At 67.4% G+C, this 14,752-nt stretch carries 15 protein-coding genes; 13 read left to right on the top strand and 2 right to left on the bottom strand.

Annotation, left to right across the window (positions count from 1 at the left end; translation table 11 throughout):
- Positions 1 to 6: 6 nt before the first annotated feature.
- Entirely contained in the window at positions 7 to 777 is a 771-nt protein-coding gene (locus Q0833_RS03165; protein WP_298430192.1) for an NAD kinase, read from the bottom strand.
- A gap of 144 nt (positions 778 to 921) precedes the next feature.
- Here Q0833_RS03165 and glyA point away from each other — a divergent pair, with 144 nt between their 5' ends.
- From glyA to Q0833_RS03135, 6 genes are all read left to right on the top strand, one after another.
- On the top strand, positions 922 to 2,217 hold the full coding sequence (gene glyA / locus Q0833_RS03160; RefSeq protein WP_298430189.1) for a serine hydroxymethyltransferase: 1,296 nt from the start codon (positions 922 to 924) through the stop codon (positions 2,215 to 2,217).
- 85 nt (positions 2,218 to 2,302) lie between these two features.
- Positions 2,303 to 3,406 carry a class II histone deacetylase gene (locus tag Q0833_RS03155; RefSeq protein WP_298430187.1) on the top strand — a complete coding sequence of 368 codons (1,104 nt, stop codon included), beginning with the start codon at positions 2,303 to 2,305 and terminating at the stop codon, positions 3,404 to 3,406.
- Between the two features lie 90 nt (positions 3,407 to 3,496).
- Positions 3,497 to 4,210 carry a CoA transferase subunit A gene (locus Q0833_RS03150; RefSeq protein ID WP_298430185.1) on the top strand — a complete coding sequence of 238 codons (714 nt, stop codon included), beginning with the start codon at positions 3,497 to 3,499 and terminating at the stop codon, positions 4,208 to 4,210.
- A complete protein-coding gene (locus Q0833_RS03145; RefSeq protein ID WP_298430183.1) occupies positions 4,200 to 5,294 on the top strand; it encodes a PAS domain-containing protein in 1,095 nt (364 codons plus the stop codon). The genes Q0833_RS03150 and Q0833_RS03145 overlap by 11 nt, the downstream gene beginning before the upstream one ends.
- 9 nt (positions 5,295 to 5,303) lie before the next feature.
- Complete coding sequence (locus tag Q0833_RS03140; protein WP_298430181.1) at positions 5,304 to 5,933, top strand: CoA transferase subunit B; 630 nt, start codon at positions 5,304 to 5,306, stop codon at positions 5,931 to 5,933.
- A 4-nt stretch (positions 5,934 to 5,937) separates the two neighbouring features.
- Positions 5,938 to 6,225 (top strand): GNAT family N-acetyltransferase, encoded by a 288-nt coding sequence (locus tag Q0833_RS03135; RefSeq protein WP_298430179.1) that lies wholly within the window; start codon positions 5,938 to 5,940, stop codon positions 6,223 to 6,225.
- Between the two features lie 19 nt (positions 6,226 to 6,244).
- Here the strand turns inward: Q0833_RS03135 and Q0833_RS03130 are convergent, their stop codons facing one another.
- Positions 6,245 to 7,078 carry a lytic transglycosylase domain-containing protein gene (locus tag Q0833_RS03130; protein ID WP_298430177.1) on the bottom strand — a complete coding sequence of 278 codons (834 nt, stop codon included), beginning with the start codon at positions 7,076 to 7,078 and terminating at the stop codon, positions 6,245 to 6,247.
- Positions 7,079 to 7,716: 638 nt separating this feature from the next.
- Between Q0833_RS03130 and Q0833_RS03125 the strand changes: the two genes are divergently transcribed.
- The 7 genes from Q0833_RS03125 (at position 7,717) to Q0833_RS03095 (ending at position 14,752) form a co-directional block, all read left to right on the top strand.
- Entirely contained in the window at positions 7,717 to 7,938 is a 222-nt protein-coding gene (locus tag Q0833_RS03125; protein ID WP_298430175.1) for a pilus assembly protein, read from the top strand.
- Positions 7,939 to 8,198: 260 nt separating this feature from the next.
- Complete coding sequence (locus Q0833_RS03120; RefSeq protein ID WP_298430173.1) at positions 8,199 to 8,420, top strand: pilus assembly protein; 222 nt, start codon at positions 8,199 to 8,201, stop codon at positions 8,418 to 8,420.
- Positions 8,421 to 8,619: 199 nt separating this feature from the next.
- Positions 8,620 to 9,438, top strand: coding sequence for a Flp pilus assembly protein CpaB (cpaB, locus tag Q0833_RS03115; protein WP_298430171.1), 819 nt, complete (start codon positions 8,620 to 8,622; stop codon positions 9,436 to 9,438).
- Between the two features lie 223 nt (positions 9,439 to 9,661).
- Positions 9,662 to 11,050: a type II and III secretion system protein family protein gene (locus Q0833_RS03110; RefSeq protein WP_298430169.1), complete on the top strand. Its 1,389-nt coding sequence runs from the start codon at positions 9,662 to 9,664 to the stop codon at positions 11,048 to 11,050.
- 1 nt (position 11,051) lies between these two features.
- The gene (locus Q0833_RS03105) at positions 11,052 to 11,669 is read left to right on the top strand and encodes an OmpA family protein (protein ID WP_298430167.1); all 618 of its coding nucleotides are present in this window, start codon (positions 11,052 to 11,054) and stop codon (positions 11,667 to 11,669) included.
- Positions 11,670 to 11,919: 250 nt separating this feature from the next.
- Positions 11,920 to 13,278, top strand: a complete 1,359-nt coding sequence (locus tag Q0833_RS03100; RefSeq protein WP_298430165.1) for an AAA family ATPase — start codon at positions 11,920 to 11,922, stop codon at positions 13,276 to 13,278.
- Positions 13,279 to 13,300: 22 nt separating this feature from the next.
- Positions 13,301 to 14,752: a CpaF family protein gene (locus Q0833_RS03095; RefSeq protein ID WP_298430163.1), complete on the top strand. Its 1,452-nt coding sequence runs from the start codon at positions 13,301 to 13,303 to the stop codon at positions 14,750 to 14,752.

Genomic DNA, 14,752 nt, shown 5'->3' with positions numbered 1-14,752 from the left:
GGGCGCTCAGGTGAACTGTTCGCGCAGCAGCCGCTCCTCCAGCCCGTGACCCGGATCGAAGAGCAGGCGGTGGCAGACCGACGGCTCGCTCGCCACTTCGACCCGCACCACGTCGCGGACCGACCGGCTGTCGGCCTCGGCCATCATCGGGCGCTTGTCGGGGTCGAGCACGTCGAAGGTCACGGCCGCCGTCCGGGGCAGCAGCGCGCCGCGCCAGCGCCGGGGCCGGAAAGCGGACATCGCCGTCAGCGCCAGCACGTCCGACCCGATCGGCAGGATCGGCCCATGCGCCGAGTAGTTGTAGGCCGTGGACCCGGCCGGCGTCGCGACCAGCGCACCGTCGCAGACCAGCTCCTCCATCCGCACCCGGCCGTCAACGCTGATCCGCAGCCGGGCGGCCTGCGGCCCCGCGCGCAGCATCGAGACCTCGTTGATCGCCAGCGCCTCGACCACCTCGCCCCCCGCCCGCGTGGCGATCATCTTCAGCGGGTTGGTCACCGCCTCCTCGGCATCGCGCAGCCGCGCCGTCAGCCCGGTCTCGGCGTGTTCGTTCATCAGGAACCCGACGGTGCCGCGGTTCATGCCGTAGGTCGGCGCGTCCAGATGCATCGTCGCGTGCAGCGTCTGCAGCATGAAGCCGTCGCCGCCCAGGGCCACGATCACGTCTGCAGCATCCGGCACGCACTGGCCGTAGCGGTCCGTCAGACGGTCGAGCGCGTCCTGCGCCTCGGGCGTGTCCGAGGCCACGAAGGCGATGGCGCGGGCGCGGTTCGGCATGGGGTCCCCCGGTTTCCGGCAAGGGTTGCGGGGTGCCGATCGGAAACGCAAGCGTCGCGCGGCGGGGCCGATGCGCCGCTTTGGCCGCTTTTCGTCCGCGCCCGTCTTGCGTATGAGGCGCCATCCAGTCCGAGGAGAGTCCCGATGACCGCCCCCTTCCGCGACGATGGCTTCTTCACCCGGAGCCTGTCCGAGACCGACCCCGAGATCGCCGCCGCCACCGTCTCCGAACTCGGCCGCCAGCGCGACGAGATCGAGCTGATCGCCTCCGAGAACATCGTCAGCCGCGCCGTGATGGAAGCGCAGGGCGGCGTGATGACCAACAAGTATGCCGAGGGCTATCCGGGCCGCCGGTATTATGGCGGGTGCCAGTTCGTGGACATCGCCGAAGACCTCGCCATCGACCGCGCGAAGCAGCTTTTCGGCTGCGCCTTCGCCAACGTGCAGCCGAATTCCGGCAGCCAGGCCAACCAGGGCGTCTTCACCGCGCTCCTGACCCCCGGCGACACCATCCTCGGCATGTCGCTCGACGCGGGCGGTCACCTGACCCACGGCGCGCGCCCGAACCAGTCGGGCAAGTGGTTCAACGCGGTGCAATACGGTGTGCGCCGTCAGGACCTGCTGCTCGACTACGACCAGGTGCAGGACCTCGCGACCGAGCATAACCCGAAGATGATCATCGCCGGCGGCTCGGCCATCCCGCGGATCATCGACTTCGCCCGCATGCGCGAGATCGCCGACAGCGTCGGCGCGATCCTCCTTGTCGACATGGCGCATTTCGCTGGGCTGGTCGCCTCGGGCCATTACCCGTCGCCCTTCCCCCACGCCCACGTCGCCACCACCACGACGCACAAGACCCTGCGGGGGCCGCGTGGCGGCATGATCCTGACCGATGACGAGGCGATCGCGAAGAAGGTCAATTCGGCGATCTTCCCCGGCATTCAGGGCGGGCCGCTGATGCATGTCATCGCGGGCAAGGCCGTCGCCTTCGGCGAAGCGCTGCGTCCGGGCTTCAAGGACTACCAGGCGCAGGTCATCGCCAATGCCAAGGCGCTGGCAGACCAGTTGCAGAAGGGCGGGCTCGACATCGTCACCGGTGGTACGGACACGCATCTGATGCTGGTCGATCTCAGGCCGAAGGGCGTGAAGGGCAACGCGACCGAGGCCGCGCTGGGCCGCGCGCATATCACCTGCAACAAGAACGGCATCCCCTTCGACGACGAGAAGCCCACCGTCACGAGCGGCATCCGCCTGGGCACGCCCGCGGGTACGACGCGCGGCTTCGCCGAGCCCGAGTTCCGCGAAATCGCCGATTTCATCGTCGAGGTGGTCGACGGACTGGCCGCGAACGGTGCGGACGGGAACGGCGCGGTCGAGGATGCGGTGAAGGCCCGCGTCCAGGCGCTCTGCGACCGCTTCCCGATCTACCCGGACCTCTGACGCGGGGCGCAAAACTCTTCGGCGAAGAGTTTTCGGGCGAGATATTCGTTGAATATCTCGCTGCCCCGCGCGCAGGCTGGGCACCATGACGACCGGATTCTTCCACGACGAGCGGTGCCTCTGGCATGGCGGCGGCAACTACGCGCAGATGGCGCCGGTGGGCGGGCTGGTCCAGCCGATCGCCGGCGGCGGCGGCCTGCCCGAGGACCCCGAAACGAAGCGTCGGCTCGTCAATCTGCTGCGTGTCACCGGGCTGATGGCCGAGATGTCCGAGCGCACCGCGCCTCCGATGGATCGCTCCGACCTCCTGCGCGTCCATCCGGCCGCGTATCTCGATGCCTTCGAGGAGGCGTCGAAGGCCGGCGGGGGCGAGCTCGGGATGCGCGCGCCATTCGGTCCCGGCGGCTACGACATCGCGCGGCTTTCGGCGGGGCTGGTGGGCGATGCGCTCGACGCGGTGCTCGCGGGCGAGCTTGCCAACGCCTACGCGCTCAGCCGTCCGCCGGGGCATCACTGCCTGCCGGACCGGCCGAACGGGTTCTGTCTGCTGGCCAATATTGCGCTGGCGATCGAACGGGCCCGTGCCACCCGCCCCGGCCTCCGGGTCGCGGTGCTCGACTGGGACGTGCATCACGGCAACGGCACCGAGGCGATCTTCGCCAATGACGCCGATATCCTGACCGTCTCGATCCACCAGGAGAACAACTACCCGCTCGACACCGGGCAGTTCGACACCGATGCCGTCTCCAATCTCAACGTGCCCCTGCCGCCCGGCGCGGGCCACGCCACCTATCTCCAGGCAATGGAGCGGCTCGTCCTGCCCGCGATCCGGGCCCACGCGCCGGACGTCGTCATCGTGGCCTGTGGGCTGGATGCCTGCGTGCTCGACCCGCTGGGCCGGATGATGGCCACCGCCGAGACCTTCGCCGCGATGACCGCGCAGGTCATGGAACTCGCAGGCGACATTTGCGACGGACGGCTCGTGATGGCCCACGAGGGCGGCTACTCCGAGGTCTACGTGCCGTTTTGTGGCCACGCCGTCCTGTCCACGATGGCCGGAAGCGCGACTGTCGCCCCCGACCCCTTCGCCGAGACCTTCGCGCGGCGTCAGCCCGACTCTTCATTCGACGCCTTCGCCGCCGGTCGGATCGCCGAAATGGTCGAGGCGCGAGCGGCGCGCCACCAATGATGTCGCAGCCGTCGGAGCCGTGATTGTAACGAAACCGTGTGTCGTCTATCACTTCGCATACGATGGAATTCCGCCGGGGGGGCGCTGCCAATGAAGAAGGTCTACGGGTCCGCCGCGGAGGCGCTGGACGGCGTGTTGTTCGACGGCATGCTGATCGCCGCGGGCGGGTTCGGCCTGTCGGGCATCCCCGAACTCCTGCTGCAGGCGATCAAGGATGCGGGCACCAAGGACATGACCTTCGCATCCAACAATGCGGGCGTGGACGATTTCGGCATCGGCATCCTGCTGCAGACCCGGCAGGTCAAGAAGATGATCTCGAGCTACGTGGGCGAGAACAAGGAGTTCATGCGCCAGTATCTCGGGGGCGAGCTGGAGCTGGAGTTCAACCCGCAGGGCACGCTGGCCGAACGGATGCGCGCGGGCGGCTGCGGCATCCCCGGCTTCTACACCAAGACCGGCGTCGGCACGGTCATCGCCGAGGGCAAGGAGCACAAGGAGTTCGACGGCGAGACCTACATCCTCGAGCGGGGGATCGTGGCGGACCTGTCGATCGTGAAGGCGTGGAAGGCCGACACCACGGGCAACCTCGTGTTCCGCAAGACCGCCCGCAACTTCAATCCGCCGGCTGCGATGTGCGGCAAGGTCTGTGTCGTCGAGGTCGAGGAGATCGTCGAGGCCGGCGCGCTCGATCCCGATCACATCCACCTGCCCGGCATCTACGTGCATCGCATCGTCCAGGGCACGCACGAGAAACGCATCGAACAACGCACGACACGACCGAGAGGAGGGGCTGATGGCACCTGATCGCGAGTTTCCTGCACACGGCACGGCCCAACCCGAGGCCAATCGCGCACGCGCATCCGGCGCCTCCGGCAGTCGCAAATTGGCCGCCGTGATGGAGGACAGCGCCGCGCTCGAAGGCTTCAGCCGCGTCCGTGTCGCCGTCGTGCTGGCCGATGCCCGCGCCGAGGATCACCCGATCGTCTACGTCAACTCGGCCTTCGAGCGGACGACGGGCTATTCGCGCTCGGCGGCCATCGGACGCAACTGCCGGTTCCTGCAGGGCGAGGACACCGACAAGGACGCCGTCGACCGCATCCGGCACGCGGTCGCGGACGGGCGCGACGTCACGGTCGATCTGCTGAACTACCGCGCCGACGGCTCGCCCTTCATGAACCGGCTGATCATCGCGCCGATCAGCGACAGCAACGGAAAGCCGATCTTCTTTCTTGGCATCCAGAAGGAAATCTACGCCTCCGAGGCCGAGGAGGAGCAAGCCCACGGCCTACTGCGGATGCTGCACGAGCGGGTGCAGGGCGATCTCGCCATGGTCCTCAAGCAACTGGGCCAGGAGGTCTCGGGCTACGACACCCGCGCCGCCGAGGACATGAACCGCCGGCTCGAATGCCTCCAACTGGCCTACGAGAGCATGCAGTTGGCCGACCGCCAGCAGGACATCCATCCAGGCATCGACCTCGGCTCGCTCCTCAGCCGTGCCGCCGCGGCCATCGCCCATCACGAGGGGCGTCCGGGCATCCGCTACGTCCAGGATATCGACCCGATCGACGTCAATCTCGACGCGGCGGTCCGGATCTCGCTCCTGATGTCCGAAGTGCTCTCTAACGCGTTCCGCCACGCCTTCGAGCGGGTCGACGAGGGCGTGGTCGAGCTGCGGATGACCAAGCTTGCGGCGGGTGGCCTGCGGCTGACGATCGGCGATGACGGCGTCGGCCTGCCCGCCAACGAGCCGTTCCCGAACCCCGAGACCGTCGGGGGCCGCCTGATGGCGACGCTGCTCGACGGGCTGGAGGCGACCCTGACCCCCGTCCGCGGCGCCGCCGGCACCGTGGTGATGATCGACGTGCCCGTCGACATCGTCGAACTCTAGGAGAGAGCCATGCCCTGGGACCGCAACCAGATGGCCGCGCGCGCCGCGCAGGAACTTCAGGACGGCTGGTACGTCAATCTCGGGATCGGGATTCCGACGCTGGTGTCCAACTACATCCCCGAGGGGATCGAGGTGACGCTGCAATCCGAGAACGGGATGCTCGGAATGGGCCCCTTCCCCTACGAGGGCGAGGAAGATCCCGACCTCATCAACGCGGGCAAGCAGACGATCACCGAGCTGCCGCACTCGGCCTATTTCGACAGCGCGCAGAGCTTCGGCATGATCCGGGGCGGCAAGATCGCGATGGCGATCCTCGGCGCGATGGAAGTGGCCGAGAACGGCGACCTCGCCAACTGGATGATCCCCGGCAAGCTCGTGAAGGGCATGGGCGGGGCCATGGACCTCGTGGCGGGCGTCGGGCGCGTGGTCGTCGTGATGGATCACGCCAACAAACACGGCGAGTCGAAGCTTCTTAAGGATTGCACCCTTCCGCTGACCGGCAAGGCGGTCGTGGACCGGATCATCACCAATCTCGGCGTGCTCGACGTCGTGGAGGGCGGATTGAAACTGGTGGAGCTGGCCGACGGCGTCACCGAGGACGAGCTGCGCGATCTGACCGAAGCCACGCTGGTCGCCTGACGCCTTGGCCGCATTCGAGATTACCCGCGAGGATGGCGAGAGCGGCGGCCGCTGGCTCCTGACGTCAGATGGCCACGAGGCCGAGATGACCTATTCGCGGCTGGGTGACAGCAAGATCATCGTCGACCACACCGGCGTGCCCGACGGCCTGCGCGGCTCGGGTGCGGGGCTCGCCTTGGCCGAACGGATGGTCGCGGACATGCGGGCCGAAGGGAAGGGCGTGATCGCGCTCTGCCCTTTCGTGAAGGCGCAGGCGCGCAAGCATCCCGAATGGGCCGACGTGATCGAGTGAGGTCCTTCAGGCGGCGTTTCTAGCCGCCCATCAGCGTCGCATCGAAGACGCAGCCGTCGCCGGGCAGCTCGGGCGGGGTCGTGCACATCGTCCGCGCCACGTTCCACGCCGCCATGACCTTCGGCACATAGGCGCGCGTCTCGCCATAGGGCGGCACGCCCTCGTGGCGGCGCACCGCGCCCTCGCCTGCATTGTATCCCGCGAGCGCCAGAACGGGATCGCCGCCGAACTCCCTCATCAGCCAGTCGAGATAGGCGACGCCGCCGCGGATGTTCTGTTCGGGATCGCGGGTGTCGGAGACGCCGAACCGCTCCGCCGTCGCCGGGATGAGCTGCATCAGACCGCTCGCGCCCTTGTGGGACATCGCGTCCGTCCGTCCTGCCGACTCGACCGAAATCAGCGCCAGGACCAGCGCGGGCGAGACCCGCGTCCCGACCGAATGTCGCAGGATGTCCGAGCCGTGATGCTTGGCGATGTCGCGCAGATGGGCCAGCGCCGGGGCCGCGACGCCGCTGCCCTGCGGAGGACGCGCGGCGACCCGGGCCGCCGTCCGGAACCGGCCCGGCACGTCGCCAATCTCGGGTGAGACGGCGGACCAGAACCACGCCTGCTCGCGATTGCGCGACGCGGGCTCGGACGGCGCGGTGCGGGCGACCATGTCCTCGGGCAACTCGGGCTGGGACGGGCGCGGCGCGGCTTCCGGCGCAGGCGGCTCGATCTGGATGTTGATGAACTTCGTCGTGCCGGCCGCGGGCGGGCGCACGCGCTTGAACGTGAAGTCGGCCAAGGCCGGAGCTTCGGGCACGGCACAGGCCAGCGCCGCCGCAAGGGCGAGGGGTACGGATCTCATCATGATGAACTGCTCGGTTCTTGTTTTGAGGTATCTTGCCACGCGGGCGCCCCATCTGTCATGGGTCGGGCAGGCGGGCGTGGCCCCTGTGTGACATTCGTCGTGCCGGGGCCGTCTTTCGTCGGATCGCACCCCCGGCCAGACGCTTTGCGGCCACGCTATCGTTGCCGGAGCACGGTCAATTCCCCGTAAAGCCGCTATTGTCCCCAATTCGATCCGAATAAGACACGTTTCCGCCCCATTTCCCTCCCATACCGGCTTCATCGGGTTGTGGCGGCGACGGCAGACCGCTTCCGCAGCCCGATCAACAAAAGGCACCGAGACACTCGGGCAAGACGTGACAATCGAGCAGTCCCCGCCCTTTCGTTGGCAGGCGGAAGGGGATCAAGAGGGTCGTGTCACATCTCCATCGGTACGGACCGAGGGACAGAGGGCCGTGCTGGCAGGCGCGGCCCTCACTCGTTCAACAGACGGCCGTCACGGGCGGAATCGGCGCATTAACCACGCAGAACTTTCATGTCTTTTCCCCGCGCCCGTCCCATTCATGCCCGGATTCGCCGCGATACCGGTGGCATCGAAAGGGCAAGCCGCCCGACGATCTGAACCGTAAGACTTGCCACCGAAGCTCAAGGAACACTCCAATGCTGAACGCGATCAACACCTTCAAGAATGATGAATCCGGCGCCGTGACCGTCGACTGGGTCGTCCTGACCGCCGCCCTCGTCGGCCTCGGCCTCGCCGTCATGGGCGTCGTCTCGCAGGGCGTCCAGGACATCTCGGGCGACATCAAGGGCCAGCTCGAGACCGACATGATCGGTGCGGGCTTCGGCGCCGCCGGTACCGGCCTCGACCTGACGAAGTAATCGTCTCAATCGCCTTTCCCCAGGCGAGACAGGGCGCTCCGGACCACAGATCGGTCCGGGGCGCCTTTTTCGTGCCAATGCCCCGGATCGGGCTGATCTGTTGCGCGAAATACATGCCTTGCCATGCGATCATCCGAAACAAACCCCGCGCCCGTCCCATTCCCGCCCGGATTCGCCGCGATACCGGTGGCATCGAAAGGGCATGCCGCCCGACGATCCGAACCGTGAAGACCAGCCACCGAACCTCAAGGAACACTCCAATGCTGAACGCGATCAACACCTTCAAGAATGACGAATCCGGCGCCGTGACCGTCGACTGGGTCGTCCTGACCGCCGCCCTCGTCGGCCTCGGCCTCGCCGTCATGGGCGTCGTCTCGCAGGGCGTCCAGGACATCTCGGGCGACATCGAGACCCAGCTCAAGACCGACATGATCGGCGCGGGCTTCGGCGCCGCCGGTACCGGCCTCGACCTGACGAAGTAATCGTCTCAATCGCCTTTCCCCAGGCGAGACAGGGCGCTCCGGACCAGATCGGTCCGGGGCGCCTTTTCAATTGTTCGGAACCGGCCACCGAACCGTCCGCGAGACTCCCCGTCCCCTCCACGGATTCGCCGCAATCCGACGCCAAACCGGAAACGAACCGCTGCAAAGCAGCTCGATTTTCCAACGAGGACCCCGTCCCATGCGTCTCATTTTCGGTCTCGTCCTGCTCGCCGGTCTCGGCCTCGCAGGATTTGCCATTCACACCGCCCAGGGCCGCTTCGCCCAGTACCAGAACGCGCTGGCCTCGACCCAGCAGCAGATCATCACCACGACCGAGGTCCTGGTGGTGCGCCGTCAGCTTCGCTACGGCGACCAGCTGCGCCGCAACGATGTGCGGCCGGTAGCCTGGCCCGCCGACGCCGTGCCGATCGGCGCCTTCACCAAGATCGAGGAGGTCTTCCCCGAAGGCGAGGAGGAGTTCCGCACCGTCCTGCGCGTGATGGAGCGCGACGAGCCGCTGCTCTCGGTCAAGGTGACCAAGCCTGGCGAAGAGGGCGGCGTCGCCGCCAGCCTGACCCCCGGCATGCGCGCCTTCACGCTCCAGACGGACGTCAATTCCGGTGTCTCGGGCTTCCTGCGCCCCGGCGACCGTGTCGATGTCTACTGGACGGGTTCAGGCGCGGGCGGTGGCGTCACCCGGCTGATCCACGCGAACCTGCCGCTGATCGCGATCGACCAGCAGACCGACGAGGAGCGCAACGCCCCCACGATCGCGCGCAACATCACCGTCGAGGTGGCGCCCGATGTCGTCGCCAAGCTGGCGCAGGCGCAGGCCACGGGCCGTCTCTCGCTCGCGCTGGTCGGTGTCCGCGACGAGACCGAGAGCGCACCCGTCGAAGCGACGCTCGAGGCCATCCTCGGGGCGCAGCAGACCCAGGAGGCCGGCAAGATCTGTACCGTCCGCACCCGCAAGGGCGCCGAAGTGGTGATGATCCGCGTCCCCTGCCCGGACGAATGATCGACCCGCATGACGGGGCACGGGGGCCGCGATCCGATCGGGATCGCGGCCCCCGTTTCCGTTTCGTCAATATGTCCGAAAGGTGGCGAAGTGTGGCCCTCGCGCATGCCCGACCTTCTGCGAATCACATGCTGGATTGCTTTTTGAAGGGCTTTCGCCATGGTGAACGCGATGCGGACGTCAGATCCGCAACAGAGCAGCGTGATCAGAGAGGCAGGTCACAATGAAGTTTCGTACCATCCTTCGGGCGTCGATGCTCGGGGTGCTGATTTCCGGTACCCCCGTGGCCGATGCCTATGCCGAAACCCTCCGGATCGCGCAGGGTCGCGCGCAGACGGCATTGCAGGTGCCGCTGAACCGCGCCCTCGTGCTGGAATCCGACGTTCCCTTCGCGGAACTGTCGGTCGCGAACCCGCTGATCGCGGATATCGCGACCCTGTCGGAGCGCACCGTCTACGTGCTGGGCAAGGCGCCCGGCCGGACCACCCTGACGCTTCTGGGGCCGGACGGACGCCTCATCACCAATGTCGAGGTGCAGGTCATCCCCGACATCGCCGAATTCAAGGAGCGGCTGCGCCAGCTGCTGCCGTCGGAGCATATCGAGGTGCGCACCGCCAATGACGGGATCGTCCTGTCGGGCACGGTGTCCTCGTCGCAGAAGCTCGACCAGGCCCTCGAGATCGCCAACCGCTACGCGCCCGACGCCGTGCTGAACCTGATGGTCGTCGGCGGCGTGCAGCAGGTGCAGCTCAAGGTCCGGTTCGCCGAGATGTCGCGCTCCATCAGCAAGGAGCTCGGCGCGAACCTCACGTTCAACGCCAATGACGGCCCCGCGCCGAACCCGAACCTGACGACGAACTCCACGCCCGGCCTGACCGGCACGGCCGTCGGCACCGCGACCTTCGCGTTCGGCGGCGGCAACTACAACGTGGCCCTGACGCTTCAGGCGCTGGAGAATAACGGTCTCGTCCGCACGCTGGCCGAGCCGAACCTGACGGCGCTCTCGGGCCAGCCGGCGCGGTTCCTCGCGGGCGGCGAGTTCCCCCTCCCCGTCCAAGGCGCGGAAGGCCAGGTCTCGGTCCAGTACCGCCCCTTCGGCGTCGAGTTGCAGTTCACGCCGACCGTCGTCGATGACGACATCATCAACCTCGTGATGGACGCCTCGGTCTCGGCCATCGACACCGCCAACAACGCGACGATCGGCGGCGCGGTCGTGCCGGCCTTCAGCCAGCGCCAGTCCTCGACCACGGTCGAGTTGCGCGACGGCCAGTCCTTCGCGATCGCCGGGATCCTGCAGGATGAGTTCCGGGACGGCACCAGCCAGGTGCCGTGGCTGGGCGATGTTCCGATCCTCGGGGCGCTGTTCCGCTCCTCGAACTATCGTCGCGCGCAGACCGAACTCGTGATCATCGTCACGGCAAATCTCGTCTCGCCGGTCTCCGGCGACGCGCTGGCGCTGCCGACCGACCGGATCCGCCCACCGACCGAGAACGAGCTGTTCCTCTACGGCCGCGTGTCCGGTGGGGCGCCCAACGGCACCCGCGCCTCGACGCGCGGCGGCGAGGCCGCGGCGCAGGACTTTTCCGGAAATTACGGCTACGTGATGGAGTGAGATGATGAAAACGCTCCAATTCACCCGACGCACGCTCCTGTCTGGCCTCGGCCTCGCCACCCTCGGGGCCTGCACCGGCGGCAATCGCCTCGCGGGCGGCGAGGTCGACGAAGGCGCCTTCGGCAACCCGACGATGCAGAACATGCTGGTCATGAACGGCGAGGCCCCCGCGGTCAGCCATCTGGGCCAGCGCTTCGCAAGCTCGGTGCCGACGACGATCAACTTCGCCTTCAACTCGGCGGCGCTCGACGCGACGGCCCGCTCGGTTCTCGACCAGCAGGCGCATTTCATGCGCCAGTTCCCCGAGGTCCGCTTCAGCGTCTATGGCCACACGGACAAGGTCGGATCGAACGCCTATAACGAGCGTCTCGGCCGACGTCGTGCGCAGGCCGCCGTCAACTACCTCGCGCAGCGCGGCGTGTCGCTCTCGCGGCTCGAGGCGCTCGTCTCCTTCGGCGAGACGCGGCCCCTCGTGCCGACCCAGACGCGCGAGCGCGCGAACCGCCGCACGGTCACCGAGGTTGCGGGCTTCGTCGATGGCAACCCCTTGGTTCTGGACGGGAAATACGCGCAGATCGTGTATCGCCGCTATGTCGCAAGCGCCGGCCCTACCGGCTGAACGGACCACATTCTTGAGGCCAGACGCCCCGTGCCCCGCACGGGGCGTCTCGCGTTTTCGGGGGTCCGGCAAATGCGACACGCTTTGTCCCCGGTGTTTCCTATAATTTCACTTCTTGCGTCCAATTGTTGCCCGAATTGCGGAGCAAGACCGAGGTGCGGGGCGCAATCTCTCCCCGCTTCGGCCCGCAGGGGTCGACAGTGATGTTTCACCCCGGACTGTCCGGGGATGTCGAAAGCGGTGATCGAATATGTCGAGCAGTCTCGCGATCCTACCCGAACCCGAACCGCTCCGCGCGGTTACGGTATCGCGCGATGTGCAGGAATTCGACCTGCTGATCGAGGATATGGAAGCCGAACTGGGCGAGGCCTGGGGCGATCTCGACTTCGCCGAGGCCGCGGCCTTCCTGCGTCAGGATGAGGCGCAGAAGCTGGAATTCCTCGTGCTCGCCATGGACCAGGAGGACGAGCCGCGCCTGTCGCAGGTGATCGAGCTGATCTCGCTGGCCAAGCGCGCCACGCTCCGCGTCATCCTCGTCGCCGAAGGGCTGGGTCCGATGGCCCTGCACGAGCTGTTGCGCGCGGGCGCCGACGATTTCGCCCCCTACCCTCTTCCCGAGAACGCGCTCTCCGAAGCCGTCGCCCGCATCCGCACGCCCGGCCGCGCCGGTGGCGACGACATGATGCGCCGCGCGGGCGCCGACCTTCCCCAGACCGTGGACGGCACGACCGCCCCGGCGCTGCCGGCCACAACCGGCGGCCGCACGGGGGCGACCGAAGGCGCGGTCTTCGCGATCCAGTCGGCCGCGGGCGGCAACGGGGCCACGACCATCGCCGTCAATCTCGGATGGGAGCTGGCCAATATCTCCAAGACCGGCGCGCCGCGCGTCTGCGTCGTGGACCTGAACCTGCAGTTCGGATCGGTCGCGACCTATCTCGACCTGCCCCGGAAGCCGATGATCTACGAGGTGCTGAGCGACGTCTCCAGCATGGACGAACAGGCGTTCCGCCAGGCGCTGGGCACCTACAAGGACGTGTTGTCGGTCTTCACGGCCCCCGCCGACGTGCTCCCGCTCGACCTGATCGGCCCCGAGGACGTGACCGGCCTTCTGACCCTCGCGCGGGACTGTTTCGACATCGTCATCGTTGACATGCCCTGCACCGTAACCGGTTGGACCGACACGGTGATTTCGCAGGCCGAGCTGTTCTTCGTCGTCTCCGAAATGGAGGTGCGATCGGCCCAGAACGCCCTGCGGTTCCAGAATCTTCTGCAAGCCGAAGGCGTCTCGACCGAGCGGCTCAGCCACCTATTGAACCGGGCACCCGGCAAGATGGACATGGGCGGCCGCAGCCGGATCGAGAAGATGGCCGAAAGCCTCGGCGTCAAGTTCCACGCCGTGCTGCCCGATGGCGGCAAGCAGGTCACCGAGGTCAATGACCAGGCCGCGCCGCTGAGCGAACTTGCGCCGCGCAACGCGCTCACCAAGGAAATCCAGAAGCTCGCCCAGGGCCTGCACGAAGCGCGCGAGCGCATCGAAGCCGGCGACGACGTCGTGTCGGCAAAGGCGCGGTCCAAGAAGCGGGCCATCTTCGGCCTCTCCTTCGGCTGAATACAGAACGTAAGGGCAGACCATGTTTTCACGCTACAAGAAGCCGCAGATCGAGGGCGCCAAGCCCATCGGCGCCGCCGCGGCCAAGCCCGATGCGTCCCCCGATTCCGCGGCCGCCGATGCCGCCCCCGCTGCCGCATCCGCCAAGACCGCCCCGCCGAAGGACGCCGCCCCCGCGCCCGAGAACAAGGATCTCAAGCGGCGCGAGCGGATCGAGGGCCTCAAGACCGAGATGCATCACCGGTTGCTCGACAACCTGAACCTCGCCGCGCTCGACAAGGCCGATCCGAACGCGCTGCGCGCCGAGATCGTCGCGATCACCACCGAGGAGCTCGCCGAGATGGGCGTCGTCCTAGGGCGCGAAGATCGCGACATCCTCAACGGCGAACTCTTCGACGAAGTCACGGGCCTCGGCCCGCTCGAGCCGCTCTTGAAGGACCCGGACGTCAACGACATCCTCGTGAACGGTCCCCACAACATCTATGTCGAGCGCGCGGGCAAGCTTTCGAAGTCCGAAATACGCTTCAAGGACGAGCGGCATCTTCTGCGTATCATCGACAAGATCGTGTCCGCCGTGGGCCGCCGCGTCGATGAATCGAACCCCTACGTCGACGCCCGCCTCAAGGACGGCTCGCGCTTCAACGCGATGGTGCCGCCGGTGGCGGTCGATGGCTCGCTCGTCTCCATCCGGAAGTTCAAGAAGGAGAAGCTGGGCATCGACAAGCTGGTCGAGTTCGGCGCCTTCACCGAAGAGATGGCGATGTACCTCCAGGCCGCCTGCGCCTGCCGCCTGAATGTCATCGTCTCGGGCGGAACCGGCTCGGGCAAGACGACCACGCTGAATGCGCTGTCGTCCTTCATCGGACAGGCCGAGCGCGTGCTGACGATCGAGGATACCGCGGAACTCCAGCTCCAGCAGGACCATGTCGGCCGGATGGAAAGCCGCCCCCCGAACGTCGAGGGCAAGGGCGCCGTCACCCAGCGCGATTGCCTGCGCAACGCGCTCCGGATGCGCCCCGACCGCATCATCGTCGGCGAGACGCGCGGCGAGGAAGTCATCGACATGCTTCAGGCCATGAACACCGGCCATGACGGCTCGATGACGACGATCCACGCCAACAACGCCCGCGACGCCATCAGCCGGCTCGAGAACATGATCGCGATGGCCGGGATCGAGATGCCGCTCAAGGCCGTCCGCGCCCAGATCGCCTCGGCCGTGAACCTGATCGTGCAGGCCTCGCGCCTGCAGGACGGCTCGCGCCGCATGGTGTCGATCACCGAGGTGACCGGCATGGAAGGCGAAGTCATCACGCTGCAGGAAATCTTCCGCTACGAGCGCCTCGGGCTGGAGCCTGACGGCACCATCATCGGCCGCTTCACCGCGACCGGGATCCGCAGCCACTACGCCGACCGATTCAAGGCCTGGGGCTACGACCTGCCCTCCAACATCTACGAACCTGCCGAGGGCCGCTGA

The organism is uncultured Jannaschia sp. (genome assembly GCF_947503795.1).
Lineage (GTDB): Bacteria > Pseudomonadota > Alphaproteobacteria > Rhodobacterales > Rhodobacteraceae > Jannaschia.
This window is presented reverse-complemented; position numbering and strand designations above follow the sequence as displayed.